This window comes from Streptomyces sp. NPDC028907 (assembly GCF_055564995.1).
On sequence record NZ_JBVHVE010000015.1, the window covers coordinates 98,433 to 116,538 of the forward strand.

General features: G+C 69.9%; 13 protein-coding genes. All 13 read right to left on the reverse strand.

Annotation, left to right across the window (positions count from 1 at the left end; translation table 11 throughout):
* Nucleotides 1–10: 10 nt before the first annotated feature.
* The 13 genes from ACZ4UU_RS36075 to htpG all read right to left on the reverse strand — a co-directional run bounded on the left by ACZ4UU_RS36075 (nt 11) and on the right by htpG (nt 18,074).
* On the reverse strand, nt 11–2,554 hold the full coding sequence (locus ACZ4UU_RS36075) for a beta-galactosidase (RefSeq protein WP_471907616.1): 2,544 nt from the start codon (nt 2,552–2,554) through the stop codon (nt 11–13).
* Nucleotides 2,551–3,486: a carbohydrate ABC transporter permease gene (locus tag ACZ4UU_RS36080; protein WP_471907617.1), complete on the reverse strand. Its 936-nt coding sequence runs from the start codon at nt 3,484–3,486 to the stop codon at nt 2,551–2,553. Before ACZ4UU_RS36080 ends, ACZ4UU_RS36075 begins: the two co-directional genes overlap by 4 nt.
* Nucleotides 3,486–4,436 carry a carbohydrate ABC transporter permease gene (locus ACZ4UU_RS36085; RefSeq protein ID WP_471907618.1) on the reverse strand — a complete coding sequence of 317 codons (951 nt, stop codon included), beginning with the start codon at nt 4,434–4,436 and terminating at the stop codon, nt 3,486–3,488. Before ACZ4UU_RS36085 ends, ACZ4UU_RS36080 begins: the two co-directional genes overlap by 1 nt.
* Nucleotides 4,437–4,442: 6 nt before the next feature.
* A complete protein-coding gene (locus ACZ4UU_RS36090; RefSeq protein WP_471907619.1) occupies nt 4,443–5,726 on the reverse strand; it encodes an ABC transporter substrate-binding protein in 1,284 nt (427 codons plus the stop codon).
* A 197-nt stretch (nt 5,727–5,923) separates the two neighbouring features.
* Nucleotides 5,924–7,660, reverse strand: a complete 1,737-nt coding sequence (gene polX / locus ACZ4UU_RS36095) for a DNA polymerase/3'-5' exonuclease PolX (RefSeq protein WP_471907620.1) — start codon at nt 7,658–7,660, stop codon at nt 5,924–5,926.
* A 156-nt stretch (nt 7,661–7,816) separates the two neighbouring features.
* Nucleotides 7,817–9,055, reverse strand: coding sequence for a DegT/DnrJ/EryC1/StrS family aminotransferase (locus ACZ4UU_RS36100; RefSeq protein ID WP_471907621.1), 1,239 nt, complete (start codon nt 9,053–9,055; stop codon nt 7,817–7,819).
* Nucleotides 9,056–9,231: 176 nt separating this feature from the next.
* Nucleotides 9,232–10,359: a GNAT family N-acetyltransferase gene (locus ACZ4UU_RS36105; RefSeq protein WP_471907622.1), complete on the reverse strand. Its 1,128-nt coding sequence runs from the start codon at nt 10,357–10,359 to the stop codon at nt 9,232–9,234.
* Nucleotides 10,360–10,531: 172 nt separating this feature from the next.
* The gene (locus tag ACZ4UU_RS36110; RefSeq protein WP_471907623.1) at nt 10,532–11,317 is read right to left on the reverse strand and encodes a class I SAM-dependent methyltransferase; all 786 of its coding nucleotides are present in this window, start codon (nt 11,315–11,317) and stop codon (nt 10,532–10,534) included.
* A 95-nt stretch (nt 11,318–11,412) separates the two neighbouring features.
* The gene (locus ACZ4UU_RS36115; RefSeq protein WP_471907624.1) at nt 11,413–12,630 is read right to left on the reverse strand and encodes an aminotransferase class V-fold PLP-dependent enzyme; all 1,218 of its coding nucleotides are present in this window, start codon (nt 12,628–12,630) and stop codon (nt 11,413–11,415) included.
* A 5-nt stretch (nt 12,631–12,635) separates the two neighbouring features.
* Nucleotides 12,636–13,958, reverse strand: coding sequence for a pyridoxal-phosphate dependent enzyme (locus tag ACZ4UU_RS36120; RefSeq protein ID WP_471907625.1), 1,323 nt, complete (start codon nt 13,956–13,958; stop codon nt 12,636–12,638).
* Nucleotides 13,955–15,457 carry a type III PLP-dependent enzyme domain-containing protein gene (locus tag ACZ4UU_RS36125; protein WP_471907626.1) on the reverse strand — a complete coding sequence of 501 codons (1,503 nt, stop codon included), beginning with the start codon at nt 15,455–15,457 and terminating at the stop codon, nt 13,955–13,957. Before ACZ4UU_RS36125 ends, ACZ4UU_RS36120 begins: the two co-directional genes overlap by 4 nt.
* A 210-nt stretch (nt 15,458–15,667) precedes the next feature.
* Entirely contained in the window at nt 15,668–16,078 is a 411-nt protein-coding gene (locus ACZ4UU_RS36130) for a VOC family protein (RefSeq protein ID WP_471907627.1), read from the reverse strand.
* Nucleotides 16,079–16,175: 97 nt separating this feature from the next.
* Nucleotides 16,176–18,074 (reverse strand): molecular chaperone HtpG, encoded by a 1,899-nt coding sequence (htpG, locus tag ACZ4UU_RS36135; RefSeq protein ID WP_471907628.1) that lies wholly within the window; start codon nt 18,072–18,074, stop codon nt 16,176–16,178.
* Between the last annotated feature and the right edge of the window lie 32 nt (nt 18,075–18,106).

Genomic DNA, 18,106 nt, shown 5'->3' on the forward strand with positions numbered 1-18,106 from the left:
GTGCTCCCCCTCAGTCGGTCGGTCCCCCCAGCCACAGCGTACGGATCTCCGGCGTCTCACGCCCCTCAATACCCTGGGCGAGCAGGGTCAGGCCCGGCCAGTTCGGCGGTACCCAGAGCGCGTCGGGGTCACCGCCCGAGAAGTCGGGCCGGTCGCCGGACCAGACGCGCCCCACGCACTCGCCGCCGGCCCATCCGGTCACCCGGACCTGCGTGGCGTCGAGCCGGACCAGACAACCGTCCGGCGAGACCGGGAGGTCGACGTCGAGCCATGCCTCCTCCCCCGGTTTCAGCGCCAGCGGGAGTCGTACCTCCTCGGTGCGGCCGGAGCCGGCGGCGAAGGCGGTCAGCAGTTCGTCGTCCTGCGCCGCGCACGACCAGTCCCGTACGGCTTCGAGCGTGAGCAGTTCGGCGCGCAGGCCGGGGCCGCTCGGGTGGTGCGGCAGCGTGACCGAGATCCGGTGGGTGCCGGCGGTCAGCGGCACCCAGGGGTTCTCGGTGTGGACGGTCTCCGGCTCCCCGTCGTCCACGCCCACCCGCAGTGGCTCGACGACCCCGCGCAGATGCAGCGCGGAAGGGGTGGGCGAGTGGACGGTACGGGTGTAGGTGAGCGGTGCGGCGACGCGGGTGCTGCTCCAGCCACCGAGCACCCGGGTGGGCGCGGGTGTCCCGGCCCAGTGGCCGTGGACCGTCCACAGGGCCGAGACGTCCGTCGTGTCCCTGACCTTCCAGAGGGTGCCGAGGCCTCGCAGTGCGCCGAGTCGGAGCGCGGGCAGACGGGCGTCGTCGAAGTTGGCGTGGCCCCAGATCTCCACGACGGCCTCGATCGCGACGCTGCCCGTCACGTCCCGCACGTCGATGCGCCGCGCCGCGCCGAACCCGGCGATCGGCGGGTGCGTCCGGCCCGCCACCGTCAGGTCGACGATGTCGGCGGCGCCGGTGAGCAGCAGCGCGTCGACGCCCGTCAGATCCGTGGTGGTGCGGTAGACGCCACGGCCCCGGTACAGCCCGAGCGACTCCAGCGTGGGCGGCAACGCGTGCAGCCCGGCCGGCTTCTCGGGTGCCGTGTCGGACCGTCGCCGCACCTCGCGCACGGCGGTGCGCGCGGCCTTCTCCGGCTGCTGCGGCGCGTCGGTGAGGTGCACGGTGCCGTCGGGGTCGACCGACCGCAGCCGCGCGGCGTCCGCCGACGACAGCACGACGAGCGTCACTCCCGCCACGGCCATGCTGTCGGACACCGGGATCTCGGTCCGCGCCCCGTCCAGTACGACGGTGACCGGCACGTCGGAGGAGAACACCAGCACCCCGTCCGTCGCGGCTACGAGATCCGCCGAGGCGAGCGTCAGGGTCGCCGCCGAGCCCCAGGGGCGCAACGGTACGTCGACCGCCATCAGCGGGCACGATCCCGGCGCGACCGCGACCTGCACGCCCCGAACGACCGCCGTGCCCGGCTCCGTTCCGAGATGCGGTACGGCCACCAGGCGGCCGCCCTCCGGCAGGTCCAGGGCGGCCGACTCCGAGCTCGTCGGGAAGTCGCAGGTCACCTCGGTGTCCGCCGCCCCCGGGACGGCGAGCGCCAGCCGGTCGCCCCACACCTCGACGACGCGTGCGAGCACCTGCGCCTCGGCGTACTCCGGGCGGGCCACGCCGGTGGACGTGACGTATCCGCCGAAGTCGTAGCCGTGGCTCATGAAGTTGCCGGGGCGGCCCCAGTTGCCGCTCGACGGGGTGTACCCGAAGTTCCAGCCGGACGACTGGAGATACGGTGCGATCAGCTTGGCGCCGCTCGCCAGCAGCCGCCGCAGCGTGCGGTGGCGCCGGTTGGTCTCGGTGACCAGCAGCGGCACCCCGCGCTCCGCGACCAGGGCCGCGTAACGGCGCACCTCGGCCTCGATGTCCGGGGAGTCGTCGTCCGGGTAGAAGTTGCAGGCCGGTACGACGGCGTCCACGTCACCGGTGGCGCCCGCGAGGTCGCCCTGTCCGGAGCAGGCGATCAGCGGCACGGTGATGCCGTGCCGAAGTGCCGTGTCCCGCAGGGCGGTCATGTACCCGGGGCGGTCCGCGCAGTCGAAGAAGTCCAGCTCGTTCTCCAACTGCACCATGATCACCGAACCGCCCGCCCCGTACTGGCGCTCCGCCAGCAGCGGCAGCACCTGGTCGAGCCACGCGGTGACCTTCTCCAGGTAGCGGGGGTCGTTCTGGCGGACCCTCAGTTCCGGGTCCAGACCCAGCCATGCCGGCAGCGCACCGCCGTCCCACTCGGAGCAGATGTAAGGGCCGGGCCGCGCGATGACGTACAGGCCCGCCTCCCGCGCGAGGTCCAGGAATGCGGCGACGTCCCGCCGGCCCTCGAAGGACCAGCGGCCGGGCGCCAACTCGTGGAAGTTCCAGGGCAGATAGACGTCGATGCACTGGTACCCCGACGCCCGGACCTGTGCGAGCCGTTCGCGCCACTGCTCCCTGGGGAGGCGGAAGTAGAACAGGGACGCGCACAGCAGCGTACGGGGACGGCCGTCGATCCACACGCCCTTGCCGTCCACATGAATGGTGGTCACTTCACTCCCGCGCTTCCGCCGCTGATGTCCATCTCGTACAGGTACTTCTGGCCCAGGTAGTAGACGATGATCATGGGCAGGGCGAGCAGGACCGAACCGACCATGACCAGGTTCCACGCCGGTGACTGGCCCGCCGCCGAGGTGCTGGTGATGTACTGGATGCCCAGGGACAGCGGCATCTTGGACTCGTCGTTGAGATAGATCAGCGGCCCCATGAAGTCGCCCCAGGTGTGGGTCAGGGTGAAGATGCCGATCGCGATCAGCACCGGCCACAGCATCGGCAGCATGATCCGCCGGTAGATGCCGAAGAACCCGAGGCCGTCGACCATGGCCGCCTCGTCGAGCTGGCTGGGCAGCCGGGAGACGAACTGCCGTACCAGGAAGACGTTGAAGGCGTTGGAGAAGAAGTTCGGCACGATCAGCGGCAGATAGCTGTTCACCCAGCCCAGGTCCCGGAAGAGGATGAACTGCGGGATCATCGTGATCTGCGTCGGGATCATCATGGTGGCTATGACGATCAGGAACAACGCGTTCTTGCCGGGGGCCCGCAGCCGGGCGAAGGCATAGCCGACCAGTCCGCTGGAGAGCATCTGGCCGGCGACCGAGCAGAGCGAGATGATCACGGAGTTGATCAGGAAGCGGCCCATCGGCAGTTCGGAGCCGAAGACGCGACTGAAGTTCTCCCAGTGGAACTCGGTCGGGAACAGGGTGAAGGAGTTGGTGTTCACCGTCGCGTCGCTGGAGAGCGCGATGGAGCCGACGAACACCAGCGGCATGGTGAGGATCGCCGCCACGATGATCAGCGTCGCGTAGGTGAACGGGGTGGCCCGGAACGCCCGTACCGTGCCGGGTCCCGGTCCCCCACGGGCCTTGCGCTGCGAGCCGTTCCCTCGCGTCCGCTGCGGCGCCGGGGTGGTCAGGAGGCCGGTCATCACTTCACCTCGGTTTCGTAGAACACCCAGCGCCGGGCGGTGCGGAATGCGATCAGTGTGAAGACGAGGACCACGAGGAACAGCAGCCAGGAGATCGCCGACGCGTAGCCCATGTGGTAGTTGCCGAAGGCCTCGTCGAAGAGGTAAGGCACCATCGTCTCGGCCCCGTCGTAGGCGGCGCGCAGCTTGCCCTTCGGCACCAGGATGTACACCTGGGCGAAGACCTGGAAGGCGCCGATCATCCCCATGATCAGGTTGAAGAAGATGATCGGGGTCAGGTGCGGCAGTGTGATGCTCCAGAACTGCCGTACCGCGCCCGCTCCGTCGACCTCGGCCGCCTCGTACAGCTCCTTCGGGATGCCCTTCATGGCGGCGAGCAGCAGCACCGTCGCGGCGCCCGCGCTCCATGCCGACATCACGACCAGTGCGGGGATCGCCCAGTCGCCGTCGAGCAGCCAGGCCGGCCCGGAGACGCCGAACAGGCCGAGGGCGTCATTGAGCGGGCCGTTCGGGGCAAGTACCTGACGAAAGATCATCGCCGTGGCGACGAGCGGCACCAGGGTCGGCAGATAGATCAGGGTACGCAGCAGTTTCCGGGCGCGTACCTGCTTGTTGAGCAGATTCGCCAGCCACAGGCCGAGCACCAGGCCGAGCGGGACGGAGACCGCCGCGTAGTAGAAGGTGTGCCACAGCGTCCGCCAGAACCTGGGGTCGTCGGTGAGCAGCGTGACGTAGTTCTGCAGCCCGATCCAGGTGGGCGCGGTGAACGAGTCCCAGTCGGTCATCGAGTAGTAGACCGACGCGATCATCGGCCCGAACAGGAAGACCAGGAATCCGATCACCCACGGCGAGACGAACAGATAGAACCAGAGCGCCTCACGGCGTCGCCGCTTCGAGGACGTCCCGGTCTTCGGGACCGCCGTCGAGGCCGTCTTCGTCAGGGTCGCCATCGCCGGTCATCCCGCGGACTTGATGATGGACTCGAGGTCCTTCTGCAGGGCGGTCAGCGCCTTCTTGGCGCTCTCCTTGCCGAGCCAGAAGTTCGCCAGGCCGGAGTCGATGGCCGACGTCATCTCGTTCCACTCGGGGATGAACGGCGCGCGGAAGATGAAGTCGCTGGACTCCGCGAACGCCCCCATGTTGACGTCGTTCTTCATCCACGCGGGCTTGAGGAACGCCTCGCTCTGCTGCACCGCGAGGCTGGCCGGCACGTCCTCGCCGTCGTCGATGATCTGCCGCTGCGCCGCGTCCGAGGTGAGGAAGTCGATCGCCTTGAAGGCGTTGTCGCGCTGCTTGCAGGTGCGGGAGATGGCCAGGCCGCTGCCGAAAGCGGACACGGCCTGCTTCTTGCCGCGCCAGATCGGCGCGATGTCCCATGCGAACTTGGCGTCGGTCAGACCGGCGGTGACCCAGAAGCCGTTGGCGTGCGTGGCGCACTTCTGCATCGGGAAGGCCTGGTCGCCGCCGACCTCGGAGCCCATGTCGGCGTAGTCCGCCTTGCTGGGCGCCACCTTGTGCTTGAAGACCAGGTCGCCGGCCCACTGCAGCGCCTCGACGACCTCGTCGCTGTCGACGGCGGGGCGGCCGTCGGCGTCGATGATGGTGCCGCCGTTCTGGTACGCGAGGCTCCACCACTGCGGGAACCACTCGGCGCCCGTGTAACCCCACTGCTTGCCCGGGACGGTGAGCTCCTTGAAGGCGGCGAGCGCGTCGTCCCAGGTCCACTCGGCCGTGGGCGCCTCGATGCCCTTCTTCGCGAACAGGTCCTTGTTGTAGTACACGGTGATCGCGCCGGAGCGGTCCGGGATCGCGTACAGCTTGTCCTCGTACGTGTAGATGGACCCGACCGGGCCGAACCGCTTCCCGGTGTCGAGGCCCGCCTTCTTGGCGAGGTCGTCGAGGGGCAGGAGCTGGTTCTTGCTGGAGTAGGTGTTGACGCTCTCGGCGACCTGCATGATGTCCGGGCCGCCGCCGCCCGCGATCATCGTCTGCACCTTCTGCGCGTACGCGTCGCTGGGTATCAGCTGGAGCTTGACCTTCAGCTCCGGGTACTTCTTCACCAGCAGGTCGATGCGCTTCTGGTACGTCTTGCGGTCGGCGTCGCCGCCCCAGACGGTCATGACCAGCGGGCCGCTCGAACTTCCGCTGCCCGAACCGCACGCGGTGAGCGTCACGACCCCGGCCGCGACTCCGATACCGAGGAACCCTCGGCGCGACATCTGGACCTTGTCTACTGGCATGGCACGACTCCTCGGTGAAAAGGCGAACACGCAGGGAACAGCCCTCGGGAGCCCGGGCCCGGCTTCGAGTGACGGTTAAATTAACCCTCGTCAAATCTCGCTACAAGCCCTTGATTCCTACGAGTTTCAACCTGCACGACTTGAACACGAGCGAGGGCGGGCCGCCTTCGACGCCCTCCGCAGCCCGTCCCCGGAGGTCAGCCCTTGTTCAACAAGCGCCGCAGCCGGGTCAGCGGCCAGGTGTTGATCACGTCGTCCTTGGTGAGCCAGCCGCGCTGTGCCGTGCCGACGCCGTAGCGCAGGTTGGCCAGGTGGACGACGGCGTGGGCGTCGCTGTCGACGGCGAACTTCACGCCGTGCCGCCTCGCCCTCAGGATGTCCTCGTCGCGCAGGTCGAGCCGGTCGGGATGGGAGTTGATCTCCAGCGCGGTGCCGGTGCGGGCGCAAGCGACGAAGACGGCGTCGAGGTCGACGTCGATGCCGGGGCGCTTGCCGAGGAGGCGGGTGGTGGGGTGGCCGATGATGTGGACGTGCGGGTTCTCGCAGGCCCGGACGATCCGTCGGGTCAGTGCGTCACGCGCCTGGTTGAAGTGGGAGTGCACCGAGGCCACGCAGAGGTCGAAGCCGGCGAGGAACTCCGGCGGCCAGTCCACGTCGCCGTCGGGCCCGATGTTCAGCTCGGCGCCGTGCAGCAGCCGCATGCCGCCGCGCCTGCCCCGCTTGCCGTACGCGCCGTCGAGCTCACGGACGCGTTCGCGCTGGGCCAGGATCCGCTCGTCGGTCATGCGCTGCATGGCCATGTCGGGGCCGTGGTCGGTGACCGCGTAGTAGGCGTAGCCGCGCTCGGCGGCCGCGGCGACCATCTCCTCCAGCGGGGCGAGCCCGTCGGTGAGGTCGGTGTGGGTGTGCAGATCGCCGCGGATGTCCTGCTCCTGGACCAGCTCGGGCAGCTCGCCGCGCAGCCCGGCCTCGATCTCGCCGCGGTCCTCGCGCAGGGTGGGCGGGATCCAGGGCAGGCCGAGGCGGGCGTACACCTCTTCCTCGGTCTCGGAGACGATCTTCTTGCCGGTCTCGGTGTCGAAGAGCCCGTACTCGGAGAGCTTGAGCTTCTGGTGTACGGCCATCTCGCGGGTGCGGATGTTGTGCGCCTTCGAGCCGGTGAAGTACTGCATCGCCGCGCCCCAGGAGTCCGGCGGTACGACCCGCAGGTCCACCTGGAGGCCCTTGCTGGTGCGAATCGACGTCTTCTTCGCGCCGTGCGCGATGACCTCCGCGACGTACGGCAGCTCGGTGAAGGCCCGCATGACCGGCTCCGGCTTCTTCGCCGCGACGAGGATGTCGATGTCGCCGACGGTCTCGCGCACGCGGCGCAGGGAACCGGCGTAGGAGCAGCGTTTGCAGCCGGTGACCTGCGACATCTCGGCGACGATGTCCTCGGCGAGGCTCATGGCGACGTCGATCAGGACCCGGTCGCCGGAGGACTGGAGCAGGCCGATGCCGTGCAGGATGTTCTCCTCGGTCTTCGGCCCGAACCCCTTCAGGTCGCGCAGCCGCTCCTCGTGGATGGCGTCCGCCAGTTCCTCGGTCGTGGAGATGCCGAGCTCTTCGTAGATGACCAGGGCCTTCTTCGGGCCGAGCGTCGGGATCGCCGTCAGCTGCCGGACACCGGCGGGGATCTTCGCCCGCAGTTCCTCGACGGCGGACACCTTGCCGGTGGTGAAGTACTCGATGATCTTCTGGGCGGTCGACTTGCCGACGTTGGGGATCTCCTGGAGTTTCTTGACGTCGAGCGTGGACACGTCGGCGTGATAGCCGCCGATCGACCGGGCGGCCTTCTCGTAGGTACGCGTCCGGAACGCGTCTCCTCCGGTGATGGAGATCAGGTCCGCGTACTCCTGGAGGAGCGCGGCGACCTCGTCGTTGGACCGGGCCACGTTTTCAGGGTAGGCGGGGGAGGTGGGTGCCGCGATTGGTCGTCGCCTGTCTGCGGGTTCGTCGCGGCTGGTCGCGCCCGCGCGGCGGAGCCGCATATCGGTACAGCCCCGCGTCCCTTGGCGGCGCGGCCGAACCGTTCTCGACTTGGGCAGGGCCTAATGGCCCAGGGGCGTCGGTGGAGCGGTCGTCGGGTCGGGTTCGGGCAGGTGGGCCGACAAGGGTGGGTGGGCCGGGGTCGCTCGTTCCTTCGTGAGGGCCGCCTCGATCCTGCGGGCAGCGAGGGGGTCGGCCGGAAGCGCGTGTGCGGCGAACCAGCGGGCCGCTTCGGGGGCGGGGGACGGTTCGGTGAACTCGGCGCCCGCGTAGTCGTCGAGCGGGGGGTCGTAGACGTAGCCGGCGACCACGCCGTGGTCGACGAGGCGTTCGAGGAGTGCGTCGCGGTCGTGGACCAGGAGCGGCACGCGGAAGAGGGAGGGCGGGCCGTCGTCGGGGTGATCGCGCAGCGCCTGGGTGGCCCAGGTGGTGCCCGACAGGAGCGAGACGCCGGCCCTGCGTCGGGCCAGATCGCCGTCGAGCAGGGCCAACCGCAGCTCCAACTGGCCCCGGACCAGGCTTCCGTGGCGGGTGCGGAAACCGTGCAGGTCGACCCGTACCCAGGGTTCGTAGGCGGCGAGGCTGGGCGCGTGGTGGGCGCTGCCGGCGAGGCGGGGGGCGTGCAGGGCCATGCGGAAGGCGTCGCGCTCCAGCAGGCCGAGACGTTGCATGGTGCGCCACACGGGGCGCACGAGGTGGAGGGTGCGTACGGCGGAGCGGGCCAGCGGGCGCAGAGTGGTGGACAGGTCGTCACGCAGGCGGCGTGGGGTCAGCAGGTCGTCGCGCAGGAGTTCCAGCTCGCGTCGGGTGCGTGCGTCCTCGACGGCCAGGAAGCCGCCGGCCATGGCCGCCACGTGCTTGGACAGGCTGAACGCGGCCGCGCTTCCGAAGGTGCCGATGGGCTGCCCGTCGACGTGCGTGCCGATGGCGTGGGCCGCGTCCTCGAAGAGGGGGATCCCCAACTCGTCGCAGCGGCGGCGCAGTTCGACGACCCGGTCCGGCAGGCCGTACAGGTTCGTGGTCAGGACTGCGTCCACGTTGCGCCAGGTGGAGTCGGGCACGGCGGCCGGGTCGATGTTCCCGTCCCAGGGGGACACGGGGGCCTGGACGGGGCGCAGTCCCGCCGCGAGGACGACGAAGAGGATCACGTCGTCGTTCACCGGGGACATCAGGACCCGTGCGCCGGGCCTGCACCAGCGGCGCAGCGCCAGGTACAGGGCCAGTCGGGCCGAGGGCGTGTAGACGCATTCGCGTCCGATGCGCCGTGTCATCATCGCGGCGAGCCGCGATCCGTACGGCATGGTCACCTCTTCCGTGGAAGGGTCCGGCGAAGGGTCGCCCTGGGCGGGCTTGCGCGCGCGAACGTCGTTCGGGGCCGCCCGCTCGGGGTGACGGGGACCGCGAGGGGGCGTGGCGGAACGACGGCGGGGCGCGGGAAGGACTCGGAGAAGGGAAGGGCGGGCGGGAGTGGGCCCGTTCAGCGGGCGCGGGCTCCCGCTTCGCCCGAGTGGGTCAGGCCCGAGGTGCGCAGGGTGCCCACGGTCTTCAGCAGCCGGTCCGCGGGCTCGCGCAGCCTCGGGTGGGCCAGGACCGTGTTTCTCAGGCCGCGCACCGGTCTGCGCCACAGCCGGTGCGCCGCAGCCACCGGGTGCGGGCGTACCGCGAATCCCTCGGCCACCCGCAACTCGCGGGTCTTGAGCCAGTCCTTGTACTCCTTCTCGCCGCGCCCCCAGTCCATGAGGGTCACGCCGTCCCGGCCGGCGGCGTCGGCCAGCCGTAAATGCATCATCAGTCCGGGCGAGTAGTAGCCGAACTCGGGGTCGTACGCGGTGAACCAGGCCGCGAAGACCGTACGCGACCTCGGTCCGAAGTGCGCGGCGACCGGCCGGTCCCCGGCGTAGACCACGGACAGGATGCCGGTGAAGTGCTCCTCACGGACCTGGAAGAGATGGTCCACGAGGTCGACGATCCACGGCTTGGAGAACCGGTCCATCCGCCCTGTCCTGCGGTACTGGGCGGACTTCCAGCGCATGAGGGTGCGCAGCATGCGTGGATCGCGCTCGTCGTACACGAACCGCACTTCGCCCACGTCACGGCCCAGGCGGCGCTCCTTCTTCAACGTCGTCTTGGCCTGCCCCGGGTAGGTGGCGCGCAGCCACTCGGCGTAGCTGCCGTCGCCGGGCCGCAGATCGAGCACGGGGGAGGCGAACGTCCCGGTGACGTACGGGGCGAAGGGCTTCTGCTCCTCGACGAGGTGGTCGAACTCGAACACGGACAGTCCGCAGGCCCGCAGGAGTCCCCGGGTGTCCCAGGTGACGCCCGGCCGGTGCACCAGGGCCTGGCAGTCGGAGAGACCGAGGCCGATGGCCCGGCCGACGCCGAGCGGAGTGCGCTCGTACGGGAGGAAGCCGACGGCCTCTCCGTTCTCGTGCAGCACCGCCACCTGCGCGCCGCGGCGGTGTCTGCCGACTCCGGTCGCGAACTCCGGCGCCAGGAAGGGGTTGGCGTACTCGGGCGACTCGTCCATGGCCCGGTGCCACGCCCGGCGCAGCGACTCGTCCAGCTCCTCGGGTCTGTGAATCGTGATGGCGTGCGTGGATCGCATGGCGACCGCTCCCCCCAAAAAATCCCCCAAGAGACGCTTTTTGGGCGCCTCGCCACTGATTCCCCCATGTCGAACTTTGTGGCGAGCTCAAACGTCGCGAAACAGCACGCACACTGTCAAGGTGGATGATGAATCCTTTAGCTGTGCTTGGTAACGCGCGGTCCCGGTCCGGTCAGCGGATCGCGACGAGGACGTGACTGTCGCCGTACTGCCAGACGGCGCCGACGTGACTGAATCCCGCCTGCCGCAGCAGCCGTTCGTGCGCGGACACGGACAGGCAGGGGGCGCCGCCGGTACCGGGGCTCGCGCCGCCGCCGGTGACGGCCGCCTGCCGGCGTCGGCGCTCGGCGAGCAGGTCGGTCAGCTCCGGGTCCCGCGCGACAGCCGTCCACCAGGCGGCCCAGTCCTCGTGCGCCAGGACCTGTCCACGCTCGGCGTGCCGGCGGCCGACGCACCCGGCCAGCGCGGCGAGCGCGGAGTCGTCGTGCGGAAAGTGGTCGCCGTTGACCAGGACGCCCCCGGGGCGCAGCAGGCCCGCGAGCTGCCGGTAGGTGCGGTGCAGGGCGTCCGGGTCCAGGTAGTGCAGGGCCGTCGTCGACACGGCCGCGTCCAACGGGCGGTCGAGACCCAGGGCGTGGGTCCAGTCCGGCGCGCCGATCATCACGTCCACGTAGCGTGCCGCGTCCGCGTGGTGGGTGCGGGCCAGCTCCAGCAGCAGCGGGTCCATGTCCACGGCCACGATGTCGGCGTACGGCATCCTGCGGGCGAGCCGGGCCGCCAGGGAGCCGGGTCCGCAGCCGAGGTCGACGACCGACGGTCGGCCCGGGACTCCCGCCACGGACTGCTCCACCACGTCGGCGATCACCGTGAAACGCTCCTCGCGGTCCACGGCGTACCGCTGCTGCTGACGCTCCCAGCGCTCCACCCACCGCTCCGCCGTCGCCAGGCTCAACCCCATCCCGTAGTGCACCTCGCCGTTCCGCACCTGTCCCGCACCGTCTGCGCCAGACCCTACAGGTGGAAACGGTTCCCATTCCCTCTAATGGCGGTACGTCACCCGAGCGCGGCGAGGACCTCCAGCAGTCGGTCGATCTCCTCGGCGGTGTTGTGGACGTGCAGACTCACCCGCACCGAGCCGGTCCGCTCCCCCGCGCCGCCCTGGCAGTGCTGGTCGGAGCGGACCATGAAGCCGTGGCTGAAGAGGATGAACCCGAGGTCCCCGGAGTCCACGGCGTGGTGGCGGAAGGTGACGATGCCCTGGCGCCGCTGCACGGACGAGTCGGCGGCCAGGCTCTTCTGGCAGCCGAGGATCTCGTACGCGTCGAGGTGGCGCAGGCCCTCGGTGAGCCGGGCCGCCAGGGCGAGAGTCCACCGTTCGATCCGGTCGGTGCCGGCGGTGTCCAGCCAGTCCAGGGCGGCGGTGAGGGAGGCGATCCCTACGGTGTTGGGGGTGCCCGACCAGCCGCCCGGCGCGAAGTGCGGTCCACGTGACTGACGGGCCCAGACGGCTCCCGTGCCGGGCAGTGCCATGGCCTTGTGCCCGGAGAAGACCAGGAAGTCGACGTCGAGGTCGGCGACGGACACGGGCAGATGGCCGACGCTCTGGGCGGCGTCCAGACAGATGACCGCGTCCGGGCCGACGGCCTGGCGGATGCGATGGACGTTCATGTTGCCGCCGTACACGTGGTGTACGTGGCTGACGGCTACGAAGCGGGTGCGTGGGCCCGCGAGTTCCGCGAGCGCGATGTGGTCGTAGTCGCCGGACGACCGCTGGTACGGCATCGGCCGTACGCGGATGTGGACGCCCCGCGCCGCCAGGTGCCGTTGGACCTCCAGCCAGGGCGCGATGTTGGCCTCGTGGTCGGCGACGGGGACGACGATCTCGTCCCCGTCGGCGAGGAGTTCGGGCAGCCAGTCGCGGGCGACGGTGTGCAGGCCCTCGGTGGTGCCGCTCGTGAAGTGCACGGTCGAGCGTTCGGGAGCGGCGTCGTCGAGGAACCGCTTCACCCGGTCGCGGGCCTGCTCGACCAGGTCCGTGGTCCGGTTGGCCCAGGGATAGGTGCCGCGGCCGGCGTTGGCGTTGGTGGTGGTGAGGTAGGAGTGAACGGCGTCCAGCACTGCCTGCGGCTTCTGGGCGGTGGCCGCGCTGTCCAGATAGGCCAGTTCCGGGTGTGCGGTGATGATCGGGAACTGGGCGCGCAGGGTTCGCTGCCACTCGCCCAACTCCACGATGACGGACGCCCCTTCGGTGTCGCTCCCGGGTGTGGTCATGGGCGTCAGTCCCGTACGAGGGGTGCGCCCGCGTCGCGCCAGGCGATGATGCCACCGGTCAGGCTGCGGACGTCCGGGTGCCCCATCCGGGTCAGCAGGGCGGCGTGCCGGGCGGACTTCTCGCCGACCGGGCAGGCCAGCAGGACCGGGCGGTTGCGGCTGAACGGCAGTCCTCCGTGGAGGAGTTCCTCGAAGAGCTCGTCGACGATGTTGACCGACCCGTCGATGTGCAGCGCGGCATAGGCGTGCGGGCTGCGCAGGTCGACGACGAGCGGTGCTCCGGTGGCGATCCACGCCTGGGCGTCGGCGACACCGACGGCCGGTGCCGTGCGGATCTCGGCGGGCGTCAGGTCTGCCGGGGAGTTCCGGCGACGCGGGCGGCCGAAGAGGTCGGGGCGCCGCTGACGGACGTAGCTCAGATAGCTTTCGACGCGGTCGCAGACGATGAAGACCGCCGACTGCCGCTCCGTCGACTCGCCGTCAACAGCGCGCAGTTGTCGTACCGCACCGAAGAACGCGGCGCCTCCCGTGGGTCCGGCGAGGATGCCGCAGCGGCGGTTGAGGGTCAGCATCCCCTCGATCGCCTCGTCCGCGGTGACCGTGTGGATGCTGTCGTAGGTGCCGGGGTCGAACAGGCCCACCTCGTGCGCCTCGTCGATGGTGCGGATGCCGGGGATGAAGTCGGACTTGGCCGCGACCAGGCCGGCGACACGCACGGCGGGGTCGTGTTCGCGCAGGGCGCGGGCGACGCCCGTGGAGGAGCCGGCGGTGCCCACGCAGGCGATGAACCAGTCCGGGGCGCGGCCGTCCAGGTCCTTGACGATCTCCGGGCCGGTGCCGGTGAAGTGGGCCTCGGTGTTGCGCGGGTTGAAGTACTGGTCGGTGTGCAGATACGTGCTGTCGGGTGCGGAGAGGGTGCGGTGGAACAGGGTGAGCGGGTCGTCGGTGGCGGTCGGGTCCAGGCACTCGCTCTGGCCGGGCAGTTCCTCGATCTCCGCGCCGAGCAACAGCAGCAGGTCCTTGATCTCCGGGATGCGCATCCGGTTGGTGACGCTCTTGAAGGTCAGGCCGTGCATGCCCGCGAGGACGGCGAGGGCCTTGGCGGTGTTGCCGCTCGACAGCTCGACGACCTGGCCGCCCCGCTCGGGTGCGGCGGCCTCCAGATGCGGGCGGGCCATGTTCCAGGCGGCGCGGTCCTTGACCGAGCCGAAGGGGTTGAGCAGCTCCAGCTTGGCGTACAGGTCGATGTTTCTCAGGCCGTGCACGGCCGGGTCGATGCGCACCAGCGGTGTGTTGCCGATGGCCTCGGTGATGCTGTCGTACCTCACTGCGCTCCCCCCACGGGTGTGGTCGGCCAGTACTGGTCGTCCAGGCACCAGCGCCAGGTGTCGCCCTCCTGCCAGGCGGCGACCTTGCGCGCGGCGGGCTGGTGCTGGGCACGGGTGGCGTGGAAGTCCATGCAGTATCCGGCCGTGTTGGCGAAGGCCAGCAGGTCGCCCGGTGCGGGGCGGCGGGGCAGGAAGACCGTGCGGCGCGTGATCAGGTCGGATTCCAGGCAGCGGCTGCCGAAGAGGTGCACGCCGACCGGTTCGTGGGCGGCTCCGGGACCGGAACGGGCCCCGGAACCGGTCGCGTGTCCGTCCGTGTCCCGGGGGACGACCACGGGGTCCATGAGTACGCCGTGTTCCTCCAGGGCCACGTCGTCGGCCTTCGCCGCGAGCCGTACGAGGAGGGGGCCGCCGGTGTCCTGGTCGCGTACCTCCACCACCTTCGTCAGGGTGAGCCCGCACTGGTCGAGCAAGGCCCGGCCGGGTTCGGTGTGCAGGTCGTAGAGGTGCTCGAGGAGCAGGGCGGCCAGAGGGCTGCCACCGAGGGACGCTGCCGGGTGCGCGAGCAGTTCGTCGAGGTAGCGGGCGCCGGCGACCGGACGGTGAGCGGGGTACAGGCCGAGCGCGCCGCGCAGGGTGCCGGCCTCGTTGCGCAGTCCGTAGCCGTGGCCGCCGTAGGTCAGCGGTGGGCGGGTGCCCAGGACGGCTTCGGTGAGCCCGGTGGTGTACCGCTCCCATTGGCCGCCGTCGGCCAGGTAGTCGACGCCGAAGCCGCCGCCGATGTCCACGGCCCGGGGCCTGAGCCCTCGGCTTCGGCACTCCTCGAGCACCCGCAGACAGCCCTCGAGCGCCGCGGCCTTCTCGGTGAGGCTGGTGGTGTCCAGGTGGTACGCGACGCCGACCAGGTCGAGCACGTCGCCGTTCCGCTCGACGGACTCCAGGAGTGGGTCCGACTCCCTTACGGCGGTACCGAATCGGCTGCGGCGGCTGAGCACACGTACCCCGGACGTCTCGAACCCCGACAGCCGCAGCAGGACGCGGGTCCTGGGCAGGGCGTGTTTGCGTACCAGCGTGGCGAGCTGCTCCAGCTCGCCACGCGTATCGAGGCTGACGGTGACCGATGTGCGGGCCGCCAGCCACAGGAACTCCGGGTTCTTCGGGCCCGTGGCCGTGATCCGGTCCGGGGTGAGACCCGCCCCCAGGGCGTGTTGCAGCTCGCCCAGCGAGGCGACGTCCACGCCGGCGTCCGTGGCGGCGAGCCGTCGCAGCAGGGCGCTGGACCGGTTGGCCTTGTGGGCGAAGAACACTTGGCCGGAGAGGTGATGGGTGCCGTACACGGAGCGGAACTGCTGGAGATTGTCGGCGAGTTGGTCGGGGACGACCACGTTCAGCGGGGACCCCAGGGCTTCGGTGAGGGTGTGCAGCAGGACCGGCGAGTTCAGCAACGACCGCAGCCGCGATTCCAGCCGCGGTTCGAGATACAAGGGCTGCCCGCCCATGCCCGGCCCCTCCCCAGCGCTTCGGGCCCGACACTCCGGGCGCTGACGACCACTCCCCGCGGTTTGCCGTATAACTCCTTTCCCTGCCCACCGGTGCTTTACGCCCTGTTGCTACCCCCATGGGCGATCAGGTCAGCAGACGGCCGGAACCCGTCGGGGCGGCAGCGGAGCGGTCGGTCATGACGGACCGCTCCGTCGAGGAGCCCGCGCTCAGCCGGCCTCCCCGGCGATGTTGACCATCCAGGTGATGCCGAAGCGGTCCGTGCACATGCCGAAGACGTCGCCCCACATCTGCTTCTCCAGCGGTACCGTCACCGAGGCGCCCTCGGACAGCTTCTCCCAGTAGCCGCGCAGCTCGGTGTCGTCGTCGCCGCTCAGGCTCACGGCGATGTTGTTGCCGGGCCGGTGGTCGTCCGTCGGGGTGTCGGCGCCCATCAGGGTGAGGCCGCCGGGGGACTCCAGCATGCCGTGCATGACCTTGTCGGCCATCGGGGTGTCCTGCTGGCCGTACTCGCCGTAGGTGTTGAGCACCAGGGTGCCGCCGAGGACGTCCTTGTAGAACTCCATCGCCTGCCGGGCGTCACCGGCGAAGGTGATGTACGGGTTGAGACGCGAGGCCATGAATCCTCCAGGAATAGGGCCAACAGCCGACTTCAAGGAAGGTAGCGCGGGCCACTGACAACGGCCCGCGCACACGACCACATGGCCCACAGCACCCCTACAAGGTGCGCTCCAGCCGGTCCGCCACCAGCTTCACGAACCGCGCGGGGTCCTTCGGCTGGCCGCCCTCGGCGAGCACCGCCAGCGTGTGCAGCAGTTCGGCGGACTCGGCGAGCTCCGCGCGGTCCTCGCCGGCCTCGTACGCCTGGTGCAGGCCCTTGACCAGCGGGTGGCCGGGGTTGAGCTCCAGGATCCGCTTGGTGCGCGGCACCTCCTGGCCCATGGCCCGGTACATGTTCTCCAGGGCCGGGGTCAGGTCGTGCGCGTCGGAGACGACACAGGCGGGCGAGACGGTGAGCCGGGCCGAGAGGCGGACCTCCTTGATGTCCTCGTCCAGGCGCTCCCGCATCCAGCCGAGCAGACCGGCGTACTCCTCCGCCTGCTTCTCCCGCTCCTCGTCGGCCTTCTCGTCGCCCTTGCCGTCCAGGTCGATCTCGCCCTTGGCGATGGAGCGCAGCTTCTTGCCCTCGTACTCGCCCACGGCGTCGACCCACACCTCGTCGACGCCGTCGGTGAGCAGCAGGACCTCGATGCCCTTGGCCCGGAACGCCTCCATGTGCGGGGAGTTCTCGATGCTCTGCCGGGACTCGCCGGTGATGTAGAAGATGTCGTCCTGGCCGTCCTTCATCCGCTCCACGTACTGCGCGAGAGTGGTCGGCTCGTCGTCGGCGTGCGTGGTCGCGAACGAGGCGACGGCGAGGATCGCGTCGCGGTTCTCGGTGTCGGTGAGCAGTCCCTCCTTCAGGACCGTGCCGAACTCCCGCCAGAAGGTGGCGTAGCGGTCGGCGTCCTTGGCCATGAAGTCCTTGACCGTGGACAGGACCTTCTTGGTCAGCCGGCGCTGCATCATCCGGATGTGCCGGTCCTGCTGGAGGATCTCGCGGGAGACGTTCAGCGAGAGGTCGGCCGCGTCGACGACGCCCTTGACGAAGCGGAGGTACGGCGGGAGCAGGGCCTCGCAGTCGTCCATGATGAAGACGCGCTTCACGTAGAGCTGGACGCCGCGCTTGAAGTCGCGCGTGAACAGGTCGTGCGGGGCGTGCGCGGGCACGAACAGCAGGGCCTGGTACTCGAAGGTGCCCTCGGCCTGGAGCCGGATCGTCTCCAGCGGCTCACGCCAGTCGTGGCTGATGTGCTTGTAGAGCTCGTGGTACTCGTCGTCGGACACCTCGTCGCGCGAGCGCGCCCACAGGGCCTTCATCGAGTTCAGCGTCTCGGGCTCGGGCGTGGTGTCCCCGTCGGCCGGCTCCGGGACCATCCGGATCGGCCAGGTGATGAAGTCCGAGTACCGCTTGACGATCTCCCTGATCTTCCACGGCGAGGTGTAGTCGTGGAGCTGGTTGTCGGGGTCGGCGGGCTTGAGGTGGAGTGTGACCGACGTGCCCTGCGGCGCGTCGGCCACGGTGTCCAGCGTGTACGTGGACTCGCCGCGCGAGGTCCAGCGGGTGCCCTGGCTCTCGCCGGCGCGCCGGGTCACCAGCGTCATCTCGTCCGCCGCCATGAAGCCGGAGTAGAAACCGACGCCGAACTGGCCGATGAGCCCTTCGGCACCGGCCTCGTCCTGGGCCTCGCGCAGCTCCTTCAGGAAGGTGGCCGTGCCCGAGTTGGCGATGGTGCCGATGAGCTGCCCGACCTCGTCGTACGACATCCCGATGCCGTTGTCCCGCACCGTGAGGGTACGGGCCTCCTTGTCGACGTCGATCTCGATGTGGAGGTCTGACACGTCGGCGGCGAGGGAGTCGTCCCGCAGCTTCTCCAGACGCAGCTTGTCGAGCGCGTCGGAGGCGTTGGAGACGAGTTCCCGCAGGAACACCTCCTTGTTCGAGTAGACCGAGTGGATCATCAGCTGGAGCAGCTGACGGGCCTCTACCTGGAACTCAAACGTCTCGGTCGGCATGGTTTGCGACTACCTCACATCAGTCACCGGAA

Bases quoted from the DNA above. Each gene is read 5' to 3' on its own strand.
- ACZ4UU_RS36080 (WP_471907617.1), bottom strand. From the start codon at position 3,486: ATGACCGGCCTCCTGACCACCCCGGCGCCGCAGCGGACGCGAGGGAAC.
- ACZ4UU_RS36085 (WP_471907618.1), bottom strand. From the start codon at position 4,436: ATGGCGACCCTGACGAAGACGGCCTCGACGGCGGTCCCGAAGACCGGG.
- ACZ4UU_RS36090 (WP_471907619.1), bottom strand. From the start codon at position 5,726: ATGCCAGTAGACAAGGTCCAGATGTCGCGCCGAGGGTTCCTCGGTATC.
- ACZ4UU_RS36100 (WP_471907621.1), bottom strand. From the start codon at position 9,055: ATGCCGTACGGATCGCGGCTCGCCGCGATGATGACACGGCGCATCGGA.
- ACZ4UU_RS36105 (WP_471907622.1), bottom strand. From the start codon at position 10,359: ATGCGATCCACGCACGCCATCACGATTCACAGACCCGAGGAGCTGGAC.
- ACZ4UU_RS36110 (WP_471907623.1), bottom strand. From the start codon at position 11,317: ATGGGGTTGAGCCTGGCGACGGCGGAGCGGTGGGTGGAGCGCTGGGAG.
- ACZ4UU_RS36115 (WP_471907624.1), bottom strand. From the start codon at position 12,630: ATGACCACACCCGGGAGCGACACCGAAGGGGCGTCCGTCATCGTGGAG.
- ACZ4UU_RS36125 (WP_471907626.1), bottom strand. From the start codon at position 15,457: ATGGGCGGGCAGCCCTTGTATCTCGAACCGCGGCTGGAATCGCGGCTG.
- ACZ4UU_RS36130 (WP_471907627.1), bottom strand. From the start codon at position 16,078: ATGGCCTCGCGTCTCAACCCGTACATCACCTTCGCCGGTGACGCCCGG.
- htpG (WP_471907628.1), bottom strand. From the start codon at position 18,074: ATGCCGACCGAGACGTTTGAGTTCCAGGTAGAGGCCCGTCAGCTGCTC.